The 16,994-nt window shown below is 67.0% G+C and carries 11 protein-coding genes, 1 tRNA gene and 2 pseudogenes; 2 read left to right on the top strand and 12 right to left on the bottom strand.

Annotation, left to right across the window (positions count from 1 at the left end; translation table 11 throughout):
• Positions 1-82 precede the first annotated feature (82 nt).
• A complete protein-coding gene (locus BIGA_RS04295; protein WP_033507243.1) occupies positions 83-1,900 on the top strand; it encodes an AMP-dependent synthetase/ligase in 1,818 nt (605 codons plus the stop codon).
• Between the two features lie 195 nt (positions 1,901-2,095).
• Here the strand turns inward: BIGA_RS04295 and araA are convergent, their stop codons facing one another.
• The 12 genes and pseudogenes from araA to BIGA_RS04240 form a co-directional block, all read right to left on the bottom strand.
• Positions 2,096-3,613, bottom strand: a complete 1,518-nt coding sequence (gene araA, locus BIGA_RS04290; protein ID WP_033507241.1) for an L-arabinose isomerase — start codon at positions 3,611-3,613, stop codon at positions 2,096-2,098.
• Between the two features lie 46 nt (positions 3,614-3,659).
• Complete coding sequence (locus BIGA_RS04285) at positions 3,660-4,352, bottom strand: L-ribulose-5-phosphate 4-epimerase (protein WP_033507239.1); 693 nt, start codon at positions 4,350-4,352, stop codon at positions 3,660-3,662.
• A gap of 54 nt (positions 4,353-4,406) precedes the next feature.
• Positions 4,407-6,041 (bottom strand): xylulokinase, encoded by a 1,635-nt coding sequence (locus BIGA_RS04280; protein WP_033507237.1) that lies wholly within the window; start codon positions 6,039-6,041, stop codon positions 4,407-4,409.
• 445 nt (positions 6,042-6,486) lie between these two features.
• The gene (locus tag BIGA_RS04275) at positions 6,487-7,563 is read right to left on the bottom strand and encodes a LacI family DNA-binding transcriptional regulator (RefSeq protein WP_152596020.1); all 1,077 of its coding nucleotides are present in this window, start codon (positions 7,561-7,563) and stop codon (positions 6,487-6,489) included.
• A 35-nt stretch (positions 7,564-7,598) separates the two neighbouring features.
• Positions 7,599-8,606: pseudogene (locus BIGA_RS10125) on the bottom strand (Maf family protein); the annotation flags it as partial.
• 275 nt (positions 8,607-8,881) lie between these two features.
• Positions 8,882-9,173 (bottom strand): annotated as a pseudogene (locus tag BIGA_RS10120) (Maf family protein); the annotation flags it as partial.
• Between the two features lie 99 nt (positions 9,174-9,272).
• Positions 9,273-10,340, bottom strand: a complete 1,068-nt coding sequence (thrB, locus tag BIGA_RS04265; protein ID WP_033507231.1) for a homoserine kinase — start codon at positions 10,338-10,340, stop codon at positions 9,273-9,275.
• A gap of 129 nt (positions 10,341-10,469) precedes the next feature.
• The gene (locus BIGA_RS04260; RefSeq protein ID WP_033507229.1) at positions 10,470-11,780 is read right to left on the bottom strand and encodes a homoserine dehydrogenase; all 1,311 of its coding nucleotides are present in this window, start codon (positions 11,778-11,780) and stop codon (positions 10,470-10,472) included.
• A gap of 160 nt (positions 11,781-11,940) precedes the next feature.
• Positions 11,941-13,503, bottom strand: coding sequence for a diaminopimelate decarboxylase family protein (locus tag BIGA_RS04255; RefSeq protein ID WP_033507227.1), 1,563 nt, complete (start codon positions 13,501-13,503; stop codon positions 11,941-11,943).
• Positions 13,504-13,628: 125 nt separating this feature from the next.
• A complete protein-coding gene (gene argS, locus BIGA_RS04250; protein WP_033507278.1) occupies positions 13,629-15,425 on the bottom strand; it encodes an arginine--tRNA ligase in 1,797 nt (598 codons plus the stop codon).
• 119 nt (positions 15,426-15,544) lie between these two features.
• Entirely contained in the window at positions 15,545-15,931 is a 387-nt protein-coding gene (locus BIGA_RS04245) for a Rid family detoxifying hydrolase (protein WP_033507225.1), read from the bottom strand.
• 217 nt (positions 15,932-16,148) lie between these two features.
• Positions 16,149-16,224 (bottom strand) — tRNA-Arg (locus tag BIGA_RS04240).
• A 136-nt stretch (positions 16,225-16,360) separates the two neighbouring features.
• Between BIGA_RS04240 and BIGA_RS04235 the strand changes: the two genes are divergently transcribed.
• Positions 16,361-16,987, top strand: coding sequence for a CYTH domain-containing protein (locus tag BIGA_RS04235; RefSeq protein WP_033507223.1), 627 nt, complete (start codon positions 16,361-16,363; stop codon positions 16,985-16,987).
• The last annotated feature ends 7 nt before the right edge of the window (positions 16,988-16,994 follow it).

The raw sequence follows: 16,994 nt of genomic DNA, 5'->3' as shown, positions 1-16,994 counted from the left end.
ACGCCACGCACACCATGCGGGGACGCGCCCAACCGCTCGGCAGGCGGCGCGACGCGCCACGCACCACCATGAAGGACCGCATATGCTCACCGAATACACCACCCCCGGATCCATCGAGGTCCGCAGTAACGAAACCCTGTACTCCCTGCTCACCCAGCGCATCGAACGCACCGGAGAGGACACGGTCATCGCCACGCGCAAAACCGGCCCCGGCCGTTGGGAGCAGATCACCACCGGCGAATTCCATCGCATGGTGCTGGCCGCCGCCAAGGGCTTCATCGCCTTCGGCATCCGGAAGGGGGACGCGGTCTCCATCTTCTCCCCCACCCGCTGGGAGTGGGGCGTGCTCGACTTCGCGCTGGCCGCGATCGGCGCGGTGAACGTGCCGATCTATGACACGGATTCCGCCCCGCAGGCCGAACGCATCATCAACGACTCCACGGTCAAGCTCGCCATCGCGGACAACCGCGAGCGCTACGACCGCCTGGACTCGGTGATCGACAACTGCCCGACGCTGCAGCGCATCCTCATGCTCGACGGCAACGCGCTCGGCGCGCTCGAAGGCCTGGGCGTCGCCGTTTCGGACGAGGAACTGGAGGCGCGGATCGCGTCGGTGGGCGCGGACGACCTGGCCACCATCGTGTACACGTCCGGGTCCACGGGCACGCCGAAGGGCGCGGAGCTGACGCATCGCAACTTCCTGAGCATCGTGCGCGCCGGGTTCGCGTGCCTGCCGGAAGTCATCTGGGACGATCATCCGCGGCTGCTACTGTTCCTGCCGCTGGCGCACTGCTTCGCACGGTTCATCGAATACTGCTCGATCGGGTCGGACGACGGCGTGGTCGGCTTCCTGCCGGACACCAAGTCGCTGCTGCCGGACCTGCGCTCGTTCAAGCCGACCTATCTGCTGGGTGTGCCGCGCGTGTTCGAGAAGGTGTACAACGCGGCCTCGCGCAAGGCCGGCATGGGGTTCAAGGGGCGCGTGTTCCTCAAGGCCGCCGAATCGGCGCGCGCCTGGTCGCGGATGCAGCAGGCGGGCATCAGGCCCACGCCCAAGCAGGTGGCGGAGCATCTGGGGTACGAGGCGTCGGTGTACCGCACGGTGCGCGGCGCGCTCGGCCCGAATATCCGGTATGTGGCCTGCGGCGGCGCGCCGTTGAACGCCGATCTGGCGCATTTCTACTGCGGCATCGGACTGCCGATGATCCAGGGCTACGGACTGACGGAGACGGCCGCGCCGTTCACCGTGTGCCGTGTGGACGACAACGTGATCGGCACGGTCGGCCAGCCGGCTCCGGGCTGCTCGGCGCGCATCTCGGAGGAAGGCGAGCTGCAGCTCAAGGGCGCGAACGTGTTCCGCGGCTACCACAACCTGCCCGATAAGACGGCCGAGGTGTTCACCGAGGACGGCTGGTTCAGGACCGGCGACCTGGGGTCGATCGACGATGAGGGCCGCATCACAATCACCGGACGCAAGAAAGACATCATCATCACCGCCGGCGGCAAGAACGTGTCTCCGATTCCGATGGAGCACACGATGATGGACTGCCCGATCGTGGAGCATGCCGTGGTGGTGGGCGACGGGCGGCCGTTCATTGCGGCGCTGGTCACGCTCGACCCGGAGGGGCTGGCCGCATGGCTGCCCGCGCAGGGTCTGCCGGCGGATCTGCCGTTGGCCGAAGCGGCGAAGCTGCCGGCTGTGCGCGACTTGGTGCAGGAATATGTGGACAAGGCGAACGCTTCGGTCTCGCGCGCCGAGTCGGTGCGCAAGTTCACGATCCTGGATACGCAGTTCTCGCAGGACAACGGCTGCCTGACCCCGTCGCTCAAGGTGGTGCGCCCGAAGGTGAACACGGTCTTCGCCGACGTGATCGCCCACGAGATCTACGGCGGGCGCTAATCGGCGTGTCCGGGAGGTCACCTTCCCGGACACGCCCGGCTTCTCCGGACCCTGATGCATCGTGACCGTGATCTATTCACGAAAACGTTGATTTTCCAACGTTCCTCACTTGCATCAGAGTCACAAATGTGTCAGAGTCCAAAAAAGCCGTCCGGCTGAGGGATGACAGCCGGACGGCGATGCATGTTCCTTCGCTCAGTGGCGGTTGTTCAGACGGTGCACCATCTCGCTGAGCTCGAGCTCGCGCTCGAACTGGCGCGGGGTGGTGTTCTCGTCGATGACGGCCAGCTCGACGCCGGCCATGCGGGCGAAGTCCTCCCACGCCTCACGGCCGACGGAGGTGGTCATGCAGGTGTGGTGCGAGCCGCCGGCGCGCAGCCAGCACTCGGCCGAATCCTTGAGGCTCGGGCGCGGCTGCCACAGGGCGCGGGCGCACGGCAGGGCCTTGAGGGAGCCTTCCGGCTCGACCACGTCGACCACGTTCATCAGCAGACGGAAGCGCTCGCGCATGTCGGCCATCGAAACCACGACCGCATCCTTCTTCGGGGCGGCGGTGAACACCAGACGCACAGGATCGGCCTTGCCGCCGATGCCGAGCGGGTGGATCTCCAGACGCGGCTTGGCGATGGTGCCGATGGCCGGGGAGACCTCCAGCATGTGCGCGCCCATGTTCATCTCATGGCCGGGCACGAAGTTGTAGGAGTAGTCCTCCATCAGGGAGGCGCCGCCGTCCAGGCCGTAGCCCATCACGGCGCCGATGCGCACCAGCACGGCGGTCTTCCAGTCGCCTTCGGCGGAGAAGCCGAAGCCGTACTCGGACGGGAAGCGCTGCGGGCCCACGCCCGGCAGCTGCGGCAGGGCGCCCAGGTCCTCGAAGTTGTCGACGCCGGCGGTGCAGCCGTTGGCGTTCATCATGTTGATCATCGCGGCCTCTTCCTTGGCGGCGATGAACAGCGAGTCGTACTTGGCGTCGAGCAGCTCGGGGGCCACGTCGTACTTGGCCTTGTAGTCCTCGATGATGGCCTTGACCTGGTCGTCCTTGACGGCCTCGTAGGCGGCGACCAGCTCGTTGACGGCCCAGGTGTTGATCGAGGCGCCGAACACACGCTCGGCCTCGGTCTTGTCGCCCTCGGTGACGGCCACGTTGCGCATGTTGTCGCCCCAGCGCATGACCTTCATGTTGTTGGAGGCATCCCAGCCGGCGCAGGCGCGGGTCCAAGTGGCGATCTTCTCGGCCACCTCGGGGTCGGTGTAGTGGCCGACCACGATCTTGCGGTTGATGCCCAGGCGGGAGACGATGTACCCGAACTCACGGTCGCCGTGGGCGGCCTGGTTCAGGTTCATGAAGTCCATGTCGATGGTCTCCCACGGGATCTCCATGTGATGCTGGGTGTTCAGCTGCAGCATCGGCTTGGTGAGCACCTCCAGGCCACGGATCCACATCTTGGCCGGGGAGAAGGTGTGGCACCAGGTGATCACGCCGATGACGTTCGGGTTGGCCGAGGCCTCGACCATGAACTGCTTGACGCCGTCGGAGGACTTCAGCGTGGGCTTGAGGACGATCTTGACCGGAATGACGCCGGTGCCGTTCAGGTAATCGACGATCTCGGTGGACTGCTCGGCGACCTGGCGCAGCGCCTCCTCGCCGTACAGGTCCTGCGAGCCGACGCCGAACCAGACTTCCTTGCCCTCGAACGGGTTTGCCATAACCATAGTGATATGTTCCTTTGTTGTATTGGTTGGGTTATTTCGATTGCTGTCAGTGCTGCCCGTAGACGTTCTGATAGCGGTCGTTCAGCTTGTCGATATCCTCCTGCGGAATCGGGATGATATCGCCGAGCTGGCGGGCGGCCCACATGGTGTGGGCGACCTCCTCGGTCATGGCGGCGGCCTTGACGGCGGACTCGGCGTCCTTGCCGATGGTGAACGGGCCATGGTTCTGCATGAGGACGGCCGGGGACTTCGGGTACTTCTTGAGCGTCTCGACGACGCCCTCGCCGATCGCCTCGGAGCCGATGAGACGGAACGGGCCGACCGGCACCTCGCCGCCGAACTCGTCGCCCATCATGGTCAGGCCGCACGGGATGTTCTGGCCGGTGGCCGCCCAGGCGGTGGCGTAGGTGGAGTGCGTGTGCACGACGCCGTACACGTCCGGCATGTTGCGGTAGATGTAGCAGTGGGAGGCGGTGTCGGAGGACGGGGCCTCGGAGCCGTCGACCACGTTGCCGTCGAGGTCGCAGACGACCATCGAGCTCGGGGTCAGGTATTCGTAGCGCAGGCCGGAGGGCTTGATCACCATGAGGTCGGCGGTGTGCAGACGCTGGGAGACGTTGCCCGCGGTCCACACGACCAGATTCCACTTGATGAGCTGGTCGTGCAGCGTCGCGACGACCTCGCGCACCTGCTTGACTTCGGCCCGGACTTCGGGACCGTAATCAGCCAATGTTGCCATATTGTGTTTCCTTTCTAATTGATCAGGTCTGTATCAGGTCTTGATCGGCCGGCGTCAGTCCTCGAGCGGGATCGCCGCAATGGCGGCGTGTTCGATCGGCAGACCGGCGCGGAAGCGGGCGAAGAAGTCCTCGAAGCCCTCCACGTCCTTCTCGTCCGGGGTTTCGGTGACCGACTCGGCGTCCGCGAACACGCGGTTGTCCAAATAGTCGGCCAGGTCCTCGTCGGCGTGCCACAGGTAGTCGCCGAGCACGGCCATGCCCCAGGCGCCGCCCTCCGCGGCGGTGGCCATGACCTTGATCGGGGTGTCGAACGCGGCGGCGAGGATCTTCTGCGCCACCTTGGGGGTGGTGAAGATGCCGCCGTGGCCCACGAGGGAATCGACCTGGACGTGCTCGTCCTTGGTCATGACGTCCATGCCGATCTTGACCGGCGAGAACGCGCCGAACAGCTGCGCGCGCATGAAGTTGCCGAGGCTCATGCGGGCTTCGGGCTTGCGGGCGAACAGCGGGCGGCCTTCGGGCAGGCCAGCCAGGAACTCGCCGGAGCGGAACGGATAGTTGAGCAGGCCGCCGCAGTTGGCGTCCACATCGTCGGCGATGGCCGCGCGGAACAGCGTGCCATACAGCGTGCCCGCGTCGACCGGGTGGCCGAGGGCCTCGGCGAACTGGCCGAACAGGCCGACCCAGGCGTTCAGGTCGGAGGTGAAGTTGTTGGCGTGGCTCATGCCGGCCAGGTCGCCGGCCGGGGTGGTGACCAGGTCGACCTCCGGGTGCAGGGCCTTGAGCTTGCCTTCGAGCACCACGGTGGCGAAGATGGAGGTGCCGGCGGATACGTTGCCGGTGCGCTTGCGCACGGAGTTGGTGGCCATCATGCCGGTACCGGCGTCGCCTTCCGGCGGGGCCAGCGTGATGCCCGGCTGCAGGGTGCCGGTCGGGTCGAGCAGTTTGGCGCCCTCCTCGGTGAGCTCGCCGGCAGGGGTGCCGGCCACGAGCGGTTCGGGCAGCAGGTCCTCGAGCTTCCACGGCTGGGCGGCCACCTCGGGCAGTTCGTTGAACTGGCGGATGAATTCGGCCTCCCAGGTGCGGGTGGTCGGATCGATCGGGAACATGCCGGAGGCGTCGCCGACGCCGAGCACCTTCCTGCCGGTGAGCTTCCAGTGCACGTAGCCGGCCAGGGTGGTGAAGAAGGCGACCTTGGAGACGTGCTCCTCGTTGTCGAGCACGCACTGGTACAGGTGGGCGATGGACCAGCGTTCCGGGATGTTGTACTGGAACAGCTCGGAGAGCTTCTCATGAGCCTCGTGGGTGTTGGTGTTCTGCCAGGTGCGGAACGGCACCAGCAGCTCGCCGGCCTCGTCGAAGGCCAGATAGCCGTGCATCATGGCGGAGAATCCGATGTGACCGATGTGGGTGAGCTTCTCGCCGTAGGCGGCCTCCACATCGCCGGCCATCTCGGCGTAGGCGGCCTGCAGGCCCTTCCAGATCTCCTCGACGGTGTAGCTCCACAGGCCGTGCTCCAGATGGCTGGCCCAGCCGTAATCGCCGGAGGCGATGGTGCGGTAGGTGTCGTCGATGAGGACGGCCTTGATTCGCGTGGAACCGAACTCGATGCCGAGCGAGGTCTTGCCCGCGCGGATCTTCTCCGCGATCGCGGCAACCTGATCGGAATCGTTCTGCATTACTGCCATGGTGGTGGACTCCTTACCCTGCCCGGCCGGCCCGTACCGTCCGCTGCACTACCGTTGTTCGTGAACGTTAACAGCCGCCTTCATCGGCCAGTGTTAGCGCTCACAATTTGTAGTGCCGATTATACGCGCCGACACCCCGAATCTCAACCCGACGAGTGTCTTGTTTCATCGTTGTAAATTTCGATTGCCAGGCACCGCAAACCCCGTGTCGTCATGTCCGCATGACAACACGCCTCCCCAGCCAACCGCACGAAGCCGTGTCGTCGTCCGCTCGCGACAACACGCCCTCCAACGATTCCTTCAGATGCCGTGTTGTCACGGCTGTATGACGACACGGACTCCAAACCACCGTTAAAGGGCGTGTCGTCATGGACATATGACAACACACACTTTGGGCCAACCGCCCGAGGGTGTGTCGTCATGACGGCCGACAGCCGCGTCGACGTCAGTGCGCGGCCGGGCCCAGCGAGTTGCGCAGCATCACCTTCGCCGGCACTAGCCCCACGCCGTGCGATGCCGCCGCGAACGTCGGCTCCGGCCCCTCACCCAGCAGATGCAGCACCTGCTTCATCGCGGCCACGCCCAACTGCTCGAAATCGGGGCGCACCGTGGTCAACGGCGGCAGCATGTTATCCATCGCGGGCATATCGTCGAAGCCCACCAGGCTCACATCCTGCGGAATCCGCAGCCGATGCTCGTGCAGCGCGCGCATCACGCCCACCGCCTGGCTGTCGTTCGCCGTCACCACCAGCGACGGCAACGCGGCGCCACGGCTGCCGAAATCCTCAAGCACATGGTTCATCCGCGTATACGCCTCGGCCGACTCCCAGGACTCGCACTGCTCGACCACGCACTCCACGGCATGCTCCGCGCACAACTGCCGCCACGCCGCCAATCGGGTGCCCGCGTCGCGCCATTCCTGCGGGCCGGCGAAATACAGCGCACGACGATGCCCGTATTCCGCGACCAGCCGCATCACCTCGGCCATTGCCCCCCACTGGTCGATGCCCACCAGCGCCACCTTGCGCTGATCCATGGGACGGATGGCCGCCATGGCGGTGCGGATGTCCACCGCGCCGTGCGTCGAGGTGATCAGCACGCGCGGCTGCTGCACCGGCGCGTGGCAGGCGGCCGAGAACATGGCGTCGGTGGGCGTCAGGAAGATGAACGCATCCACGTTCTGCTCGTCGAACGTGTCGCACAGCGTCTCGAAATCCTTCTGCGAGCAGAACGCCTCATGCACCAGCATGACGGACATGAACAGCTCATGGGCGCGGGCCATCGTCTCGATCGAGGAGATGGCGGAGATCGGCCCGAAGAAGCGCAGGCCGCCGGCGATCAGGCCGATCGTGCGCGAGCGCTGCGAGGCGAGCGCGCGGGCCGAATTGCTCGGACGGTAGCCCAGACGGTCGATGGCGGCCTGCACCTTGGCGCGCGTGACCTCGGACACGTCCGGGGAATGGTTGATCACGCGGGAGACGGTCTGATGACTCACACCGGCCAGCTTGGCCACTTCGAACATCGACGGACGCTTGCCGCCCCTGCCCTTGGCCGCCGTCATCGCGCGGGCTCCTCGGCGATGGTGTCAAGGCGTGCGCGGAAGCGCGGCCAGTCGGTGCGCATGGCCGTCAGCAGCTTGCGGTTGGGCACCTCGTCGATCGACACCCACTCGATCTCCATGCTCTCGTCGTCATTGGCGCGCGGCATGACCGTGTGGCCGGGCTTCTCGAACGCGAACACGGTGGTGTACGCCCAGTTGCCGTGGTCCTCCCGGTAGGCGCCGACCACCTCGATGTCCTCGGGGGTGATGTTCGCCTCCTCGTAGCTTTCGCGCAACGCACCCTCGATGGCGCTCTCGCCGTCCGCCGTGGCGCCGCCCGGGATGCCCCAGGTGCCGCCTTCGGCGCTCCACAACGCGCGATGCTGCATCACCACATGCGTCACCTTGCCGGTGACGGCGTCACGACGGGCCAGCAGCACGCCGGAGGCGCCGTTGAGTCCCCAGTGGCGGCGGCCGCAGTCGCAGTCGATCCAACCGTCGCCCGGCTGACGCACGTTCTCCTTGGGCGGCACCGAACCGCTGGCGGAGCTGGTCACGCCGTCGGCTTTGGGTGCGGGATCGTGTTCGCCGCGGGCCACGTTCCACAGGTCCGTCCATTCCACACCCAGCTCGCCGGCCAGCCGCCGGGCCAACGGCAGGCTCAGGCCGATGATGCCGTGCGGATCGCCCTCGATGCCGTCGATGAACGCGCCGCCGAAGCCTTCCAGCGTAAAGGAGCCGGCCACCTCCAACGGTTCGCCGGTGGCGATGTAGCGCTCGATGTCACGGTCGGAATAGTCGCTGAAATGCACGATGGCGTGGCTGGCGCCGCGGGCCACGCGCCCGGTGGCGAAGTCGATCAGGCAGTGGCCGGTCCACAGCTCGCCGCTGTGGCCGCGCATGGCCCGGAGCCGTTCGCGTGCCACGTCCGCGCTGTGGGGCTTGCCGTGGCATTCGCCGTTGAACAGGAACATCGAGTCGCAGCCCAAGATCAGCGGGCCGACCGCGGCGGTGGTCAGGCCTTGGATTGCGGAGGCGTTGTTGGTGCCGGAACCGTTGGCGCCAGTGCTGCCGGTATCATCGGCATCGGTGCCGTTGACGCCGGAACCGCCCTTGCCGGCGCCATCCGCGGGCGTGTGGATTGGTTCCACGGTTGTGGGCACGTCCACGCCGGAGAAATCGCGGGTGATGTCGGAGGCTTTGCCGCCTGTAACGCCGGACGCCGGGGACGCGGAAGACGAAGCGGAAGCCGGGACAGCGGTCAGATCGGATGATGAGGGAACTGAACCCGCATCGCCCACCCCCACGGCCTTGAGCGGATAGGCGGTCACGCGTTCGCCGGTCGCGGCGGCGGCCGCATCGGCCACGTTCCGGTACGCCTGATACACGGCCTGGGCCTTGGCCTCGGCCAGGATCATGACCCGCTGATTCACGCTCAGCTCATCGACGCTCACACCGGCCTGTTCGGCGGCATGTTCCAATGCGGCCGGTTCGTCGACATGCGAGACGCGGATGGTCGGGCACACGCCGGCCGAGTACAGCACATTGCGGCGCGGGACGGACTTCGAGGCAAGGATCAGCGGAATCGTCATACCGCCCACTGTACCGCAACCGCCGTGCGCATGGTCGCCGGATATCGCCGGAGATCGGCGGATGCGCCGCCCGACTCCGGATCCGCCCAGGATATCCGTTCAGCCGCGTTCCACGGTTACGCCGGTGGTATCGATGGGCAGATGCAGCACGCGCCAGTGGCCGGAGGCCAGATCCTCGGCCGCAATGGCGTCGATGGCCTCGCGCGCGTCGCCGTAGTGCAGCACCAGCACGCACGGGCCCGCGCCGGAGACGGCGGCCGCGTAGCCGTGTGAACGGAAACGTTCGATGAGGTTCCATGAAGGTTCCATCAACGCGGCGCGATACGGCTGATGCAGCTTGTCCTGCGTAGCCGTGTACAGCAGGGTGTTCGCCGTGGCCGCGAGCGCGGACGGTGCGACGGATGCGGCGATGCCCCCGTCGGCGTCGGAGCCGTCCGAGGAAGTGGAGGCCGCGGCCAGTGCGCCGGGGTTCATGGCCGCAGGCAGCAGGCCCACGCGTGAGACGTTGTAGACCGCATCCCGGTAGGGCAGCGTGGCCGGCAGCGCCTGCCGCGCCTTTTCGGTGGAAAGCTCGTAGTCCGGCACAAACACGGCGGCGGTGATGGCCGGGTCGACCGGATAGTTGACGGTGTGGAAACCTCCATGCAGCGGTTCGCCGCCGGGAATCGGCACGGAGCCCACGCCTTCGGCGGTGGACAAATCCCAGGACACGGTCAGGCCGCCGAACACGGCCGGCGCCACGTTGTCCGGATGGCCTTCGATGGTGGCGGCCAGGTCGAAGATGGCCGAACGGTTGAGCCCACCGTCCTGCGCGAAGGCGGCGGCCGCCGCGATGCCAGCCACGATCGCCTCGGCGGAGGAACCCATGCCGCGCGCCTGCGGGATGCGGTTGTGCGCCTCAAGCGTGAAGCCGAGCCGCCCCAGGCCGAAGGTGCGACAGGCGCGACGGAAGGTGGAGACCACCAGATGGGTTTCGTCGCGCGGCAGCGTCTGCGCGCCCTCCCCCTCGATGTTCACGTGCGCATCGGTGTCCGCCGGATCGTCGCTCAGCGTGAAGGTGAGTTCGTCGTGGTAGTCCAGTGCCAGACCGACCGTGTCGAACCCCGACCCCAGATTCGCGCTGGTGGCGGGGACGCGGACATGTACACGACGTGTCACAGGATTCATGACGTACTCCTTACGAGGGGTCGGGTGGGCTGGTTCCAGGATCGATGGTGAAACGAGAATCGGCCGGTCTGCCCCCCGCTGCCGCATCGTTGCACCGGCTTGCGGCAGGAGGGGCGGCCGTGCCGCGGGTTACAGTACGCGAAGGATGGAAGGCTCGCCGGTCACGAAGTCGAGCTGGCAGACGGCCTCCACGGTTTCGCGCAGCGTGACCTCGTCGGTCAGGTGGGTCACCAGGCGCAGCTGCTGGAGTTCGCCGGAGTAGCCCGGCTCATGCAGCGTGGGCTTCAGGTCCTGGTTCACGCCGTTGATCGATACGCCGCGCTTGGCGAATTCCTCCGCGATGGCGGCGAGCACGCCCGGCTTATCATGGATGACGAACCGCACGGCGAACGCGGCCTTGGAGGCTTCGATCGGGGCCTTGGGCAGGTCGTTGTACAGCGTGATGGCCGGGCCAGTGCAGCCTTGGGCGATGTGGCGGGCCACGGTGACCACGTCGCCGACCACGGCGGAGGCGGTGGGTGCGCCGCCGGCGCCGCGACCGTAGAACATGAGGTCGTCGGCGGCCTCGGCTTTGACGAACACGGCGTTGAAGCTGCCGTGCACGGAGGCCAGCGGATGGTTCTCATCGATCAACGCCGGGTAGACGCGCGCGGAGACGCCGGTCTCGCCGTTCTCCACCACCGCGAGCAGCTTGACCACCTTGTGTTCGGCGGTGGCCGCGGCGATGTCGTCCGCGGTGACCTTGGTGATGCCCTCCACGGTCACGTCGTCGATGCCGACGTTGGCGTGGAAGCCGAGCGTGGCCATGATGGCGGCCTTGTTCGCCGCGTCATGCCCCTCGATGTCGCCGGTCGGATCCGCCTCGGCGTACCCCTTGGCCTGCGCGTCCTTGAGCGCCACGTCGAAGTCGAGGCCCTTGGTGGTCATCTCGTCGAGGATGTAGTTGGTGGTGCCGTTGACGATGCCGAGCATGCTGGTGACCTTGTCACCGACCAACGATTCGCGCAGCGGGCGCACGATCGGGATCGCGCCGCCGACCGCGGCTTCGAAGTAGATGTCCACGCCCTTGGCTTCGGCGGCCTGGTAGATCTCGGGGCCGTACTTGGCCAGCAGCGCCTTGTTGGCGGTCACCACGGACGCGCCGGATTCGATGGCGGCCAGCACGAAGGTGCGCGCCGGTTCGAGTCCGCCGATCAGTTCGACGACGATGTCGGCGTTCGTGGCCACGGCCATGGTGTCGCTGGTCAGCAGCGACCGGTCGATCCAGGGGAAGTCGACCTCGTCCGGATCCAGACAGGCCACGCCGACGAGTTCGATGTCCCGGCCGATGCGCTGGGAGAGTTCGTCCCGCTGTTCCACCAGCAGACGCGCGGTCTGCGATCCGACGGTGCCCGCGCCCAACAGTCCGACGCGGATGGGGGCTTCATTATGCTGTGCCACGAGTGTCCTTCCCTAGCGATGACGGGTGTGTACTGCCATCCTACGGAACGCCGCCGATTTACCGGGCACGCGTCTCATACTTCCGCCGCCCGGGCACGGATGCGCACCGGGCGGCGGAAATGCGGAATGAACCGATGGCAAGGGAGACACAGCCGGCGGTTCAGCTCACATCCAGCGCGAGCAGATCGTCCACGGTCTGCCGGCGCAGCATCACATGCGCGCCGGAAGCGGACACGGCCGCGACCGCCGGAATCAGCGCCTGGTTGTAGTTGCTGGCCATCGTGCGTCCGTACGCGCCGGTGACCGGCACGGCCAGGACGTCGCCGCGCTTCAAGTCCCTGGGCAGTCGGCATTCGTGCACGATGATGTCGCCGGATTCGCAGTGCATGCCGACGACGCGGGCGAGCATCGTATCCACCGACCCCTCACGGTTCGCCAACCGCGCCGTATAGTCCGCGCCGTACAGCGCCGGGCGGATGTTGTCGCTCATGCCGCCGTCCACGGACACGTACACGCGTTCGTCGATCGGCTCGCCCGCCGCATCGGTCGTGCCTTCCGGCAGATGCACGGGCTTGATCGTGCCGACGCGGTACAGCGTCGCACCGGCCGGGGCCACGATCCAGCGGCCGGGTTCGAAGGAGATCACCGGCGCGGGCATGCCGAGCGCGCGATTGACGGCGGTCACCGCGTCGGCCAGGCGATGCAGCTCCACGTCGATATCCATCGAATCCTCGCCGTCGGTGTACGCCACCGAGTAGCCGCCGCCCAGATCGACCTCGGGCAGCGTGTAGGCGTCGGTGGCGTAGAAGGTCTTGCGCAGCAGCATCATGCGCTTGGCCGCCTGCACGAACGCGTCCGCGTCGTGGATCTGCGAGCCGATATGCGAGTGGATGCCGACCAGTTCCAGATCGTCGCCATGCGCGAGGATGTCCTTGAGCACGGCCAGAGCCGGGCCGTCGGCCACGGTCTCCATCGCCGCGGCGAGCGCCCGGTCGGCGGGATTGATGTCTTCGGCGCGCAGGTCGTACGGGTAACGCACGTCGTAGCGCAGGGCGCGGTCGTTGGATTCGACCGGTTTGACGCGGACGTTCGCGCCGGCCGGCGTGATGCCGTCGAGGGCGTCGAGGATGGCCAGTACCGACGCGTCGGCGCCGGCCGGCAGCAGCGGCACGCCGAACTTCTGGTCCTCGTGCGCGGTGGAGATGAACTCGTGGCCGCCCGCGTGGATGCCGGCGGTCACGCGCAGCATGACGCGGGCGCGTTTGCCGAGCCGGCGGGCGATGGCGGCGATGCGGGCCGGCTCGTCCGGGGAGTCGACCACGATCTTGGCGAAGCCCTGTTCGATGGCGAGCGCGATCTCCTCGTCCGACTTGTTGTTGCCGTGCAGCACCAGGCGGCGTCCGGGGGCGCCGGCGGCGAGCGCGATGCGCATCTCGCCCATCGAGCAGGTGTCCACCAGCATGCCCGCCTCGGTGACGATCCGGACCACCTCCTTGGACAGGAACGCCTTGCCGGCGAAGCTGACGTGCGTGGTGGTGTTGTGGAACGCGTCGGCCGCGGCGCGCACGAACCGGCGGGCTCGGGCGGCCACTTCGTCGGTGTCGATGAGGTACAGCGGAGAGCCGAACTCATCGAGCAGGCTCGATGCGGTGCGCCCATGGAAGGTCAGTTCGCCGTTGGCGTCGAGCGCCGTGGCCTCGGGCCAGATCGGGGTGATTGCCATATCTTCTCCAACTCATGTTGCGTTGCGGCCGTATGCCGGCATCGGCTGGTGGTACCGGCATACGTGCCGTATATGCGATTGCGCCGCCCGCGGATCGGTGTCCGTCGGACGGCGCATCGCGATTGTTACATCCGCTCCGGTGCCTCGACGCCCAGCAGGTCCAGGCCGGCGGCGATGACGATGCGCACGGCGTCGTTGAGCTTCAGACGCGCGGCGGCGCGGGCCGGCTCCGGGTTCTTGGCGATGCGCAGCGCCTCGCGGGCCGCGTCGTCCTGACGCTCCTCCGGGTCGGTCAGGGCCATCGGGACCACGCGCTCCACGTTGTACCACTTGTGGTACGTGGCGGCCAGGTCCTCCAGATAGTGGGCCACGCGGTGCGGAGCGCGCAGGTCGCCCGCCAGCGAGAGCAGCGCCGGCCACTGGGCGAGCGCGGCGAGCACCTCGCCGTCGGCCTCGGTGTCCAGCAGCGCCAGGTCCGCGCCCTCGTGGGTGATGCCGGCGTCGGCCGCGTTGCGGTCCACGTTGCAGGCACGGGCGTGCGCATACTGCACGTAGTACACCGGGTTCTCGTTGGTGTGCGAGGCCAGCAGGTCCAGGTCGATGTCCACCGGGGTGTTGTAGTCGGTGCGGGCCAGCGAGTAGCGGGCCGCGTCCACGCCCACGGCCTCCACCAGGTCGTCGATCGTGACCACGTTGCCGGCGCGCTTGGACATGCGCACGGGCTTGCCATCCTTCATCACGTTGACCAGCTGGCCGATGAGGATCTGCATGTTCCGGCCCGGCTCGTCGCCGAACGCGGCGCACATGGCCATCATGCGGCCGATGTAGCCGTGGTGGTCGGCGCCGAGCATGTAGATGGCCACGTCGGCGGGGTTGGACTCGCGGTGGCGCTTGTTGCGGTAGTAGGCGATGTCGGCGGCGAAGTAGGCGTAGTTGCCGTCGGACTTGACGATGACGCGGTCCTTGTCGTCGCCGTGGTTGGTGGAGGCGAACCAGGTGGCGCCGTCCTTCTCGTAGATGTCGCCGCGTTCACGCAGATCGGCGATTGCGCGCTCGACCTCGCCGTCCTCGTACAGGCTGTTCTCATGGAACCAGACGTCGAAGCTCACGCGGAAGTTCTTCATCGATTCGCGGATCTCGGCGAACATCATCGGCACGGCGCGCTTGCGGAACTCCTCGCGCTGCTGCGAGTCGCCCTCGCCGAGCGGGTTGCCGTCGGCGTCCACGCCGCCGTCCACACGCGGCAGGCTCAGCACGTCCACGCCGTCGGCCTGGGCCTCGTCGATCACGCGACGGGCGATCTCGTCGATGTACGCGCCCTTGTACCCGTCGGCCGGGCACTCCTCGCCATGAGCGGCGGCCACCAGCGACTTGGCGAAGCGGTTGATCTGCTCGCCGTGGTCGTTGAAGTAGTATTCGCGCACCACCGTGGCGCCGTTGGCCTCCAGCACGCGGGCCATCGAATCGCCGACGGCGGCCCAGCGGGTGCCGCCGATGTGGATCGGTCCGGTGGGGTTGGCGGAGACGAACTCCAGGTTCAGCGTCTCGCCGCCCAGGTGGCCGTTCCGGCCGAACGCGGCGCCCTCGGCCAGGACCTTGTCCACCACGGCCGCGGCGGAGGCGGAGTCGAGGGTGATGTTGATGAAGCCGGGGCCCGCCACCTCAACGGATTTGACGCCTTCGGCCTCGGCGAGCGCGGCCGCGAACGGCTCGGCCAGGTCACGCGGCTTCATGCTAGCCTTCTTGGCCAGCTGCATGGCGATGTTGGACGCCCAGTCGCCGTGTGCGCGATCCTTCGGGCGCATGACGGTCAGCTTGTCCACGGGCGGAATCAGGTCATCGGTCAGATCGCCCGCCTTGCCTTGCGCGACAAGGTCATGGGCGATGGCGGAAATCAGTTCACTCAGCGCTTCTGGACTCATGGTATCCAAGGATACCGGGCGGCCTGACAGCGCAAACGCCCGCAGGCGCACGGCGGCGTCCACGGGCGTATCGGGTCGGATCTGGTCGAATCGGACGGTCCTGTCGGAGCGATCGGACGTCACAGGGCCGCGATCGCGTCGATCTCGACGAGTGCGCCCTTGGGGATCTCGTTGCCGCCGAACGCGCAGCGGGCCGGCTTGACCGATCCGGTGAACACCTCGGCGTAGCGGGCGTTGACCTCGGCGAAGTCGTCCACGTTCTTCAGATAGATGGTGGCGCGCACCACGCGGGTCATGTCGGTGCCCGCGGCGGCCAGAATGCTGGCGATGTTCTTCAGGGACTGGGCCGCCTGCTCGCCGGCGGTTTCGCCGGCCAGTTCGCCGGTGGCCGGGTCGATGCCCAGCTGGCCCGAGACGAATACGAAACCGTTGGCCTTGACGGCTTGGCTGTAGGCGCCCAGCGCGGCGGGGGCGGATGCGGTGGCGATCTCTTCGATGGCGGTCATATGACCCTCCTTACGGTATGTCGGTCGGTTGGTCCGACCGGCACAGCCGCCGGTCGGTGGATGCAGCCACGATACCACCCCGGCACCGGGATGCGGGGGCCGCGCCTCACGCTCCGGACGCGCTGCCGTCAACGCCGTGGACAGACAACAGACAACCGTGCGCAAACCAAAAACCCCGATGCGCGGAGACATGCCTTCAACGCGCACCGGGGTTGCATGGTGGGCCCGATGAGGTTCGAACTCACGACCTTCTGTTCCGGAGACAGACGCTCTATCCACTGAGCTACGGACCCGTGCCCCTCTACTTTACACGCCGACATGACTTCCGCGCGTCTTCTAACATCGGCGAGTCTCCCCAAACCCCGTCCGATATCCGGACATATCGTAAGATTGCCGGAATTCCGCGGCGTTTCGCACTAGACTGGGTTCATGGATGATTTCGAGTATGAGCGTCGCTTCTTCTGCCGCGAAATGCCGCCCCAACTCGACGATGGCGACGCGCCGACGCTGATTGTACAGAGCTATTACGTGCACTCCGACAACTACGCGCTGCGCGTTCGCCTGAAAACCCGCAGAACACGCATCCCCATGGACCGAAGCACCGACCCGCTCGACGTGCTCGACCGTTGCCGTGACCTGTTCTCCCAAGCCTTCGTCACCATCAAGGGCCCGGCCGTGGGCGGCACGAGGTACGAGGCGGAACGGGAGATCGATACGCGCATCGCCGTCGAACTCGTCAAGCGCGGCGGCGATATCATCATCAAGAACCGCTACTCCGTGTGGATCGATGAGGACGGGTGGAACATCGACGTGTTCGGCGGTCCGAACGCCCCGCTGGTCATCGCCGAAGCGGAACGCAGCGGACCGGTCACCAACCTGATCATCCCCTCGTTCTGCATCACCGAGGTCACCGATCAGGCGCGATTCTCCAACGACGGACTGGCGTCCAAACCGTACTCGGCCTGGGAGGACGAGTTCGAGCGGGAGCTGGCCGAGCAGGGGCCGCAATTCCAGCAGATCTTCGGCCGCAACCGTATGCGTCATACGGTGCGCTGACGCCCGT

This window comes from Bifidobacterium pullorum subsp. gallinarum, assembly GCF_000741215.1.
In the GTDB taxonomy this organism is placed as follows: domain Bacteria; phylum Actinomycetota; class Actinomycetes; order Actinomycetales; family Bifidobacteriaceae; genus Bifidobacterium; species Bifidobacterium pullorum_B.
The sequence above is the reverse complement of the archived record's forward strand: the minus strand, read 5'-3'. Positions and strand labels throughout refer to the sequence as shown.

Bases quoted from the DNA above. Each gene is read 5' to 3' on its own strand.
- argS (WP_033507278.1), bottom strand. From the start codon at position 15,425: ATGAGTCCAGAAGCGCTGAGTGAACTGATTTCCGCCATCGCCCATGAC.
- BIGA_RS04280 (WP_033507237.1), bottom strand. From the start codon at position 6,041: ATGGCAGTAATGCAGAACGATTCCGATCAGGTTGCCGCGATCGCGGAG.
- BIGA_RS04285 (WP_033507239.1), bottom strand. From the start codon at position 4,352: ATGGCAACATTGGCTGATTACGGTCCCGAAGTCCGGGCCGAAGTCAAG.
- BIGA_RS04245 (WP_033507225.1), bottom strand. From the start codon at position 15,931: ATGACCGCCATCGAAGAGATCGCCACCGCATCCGCCCCCGCCGCGCTG.
- BIGA_RS04295 (WP_033507243.1), top strand. From the start codon at position 83: ATGCTCACCGAATACACCACCCCCGGATCCATCGAGGTCCGCAGTAAC.
- BIGA_RS04275 (WP_152596020.1), bottom strand. From the start codon at position 7,563: ATGTTCGAAGTGGCCAAGCTGGCCGGTGTGAGTCATCAGACCGTCTCC.
- BIGA_RS04235 (WP_033507223.1), top strand. From the start codon at position 16,361: ATGGATGATTTCGAGTATGAGCGTCGCTTCTTCTGCCGCGAAATGCCG.
- BIGA_RS04255 (WP_033507227.1), bottom strand. From the start codon at position 13,503: ATGGCAATCACCCCGATCTGGCCCGAGGCCACGGCGCTCGACGCCAAC.
- thrB (WP_033507231.1), bottom strand. From the start codon at position 10,340: ATGAATCCTGTGACACGTCGTGTACATGTCCGCGTCCCCGCCACCAGC.
- araA (WP_033507241.1), bottom strand. From the start codon at position 3,613: ATGGTTATGGCAAACCCGTTCGAGGGCAAGGAAGTCTGGTTCGGCGTC.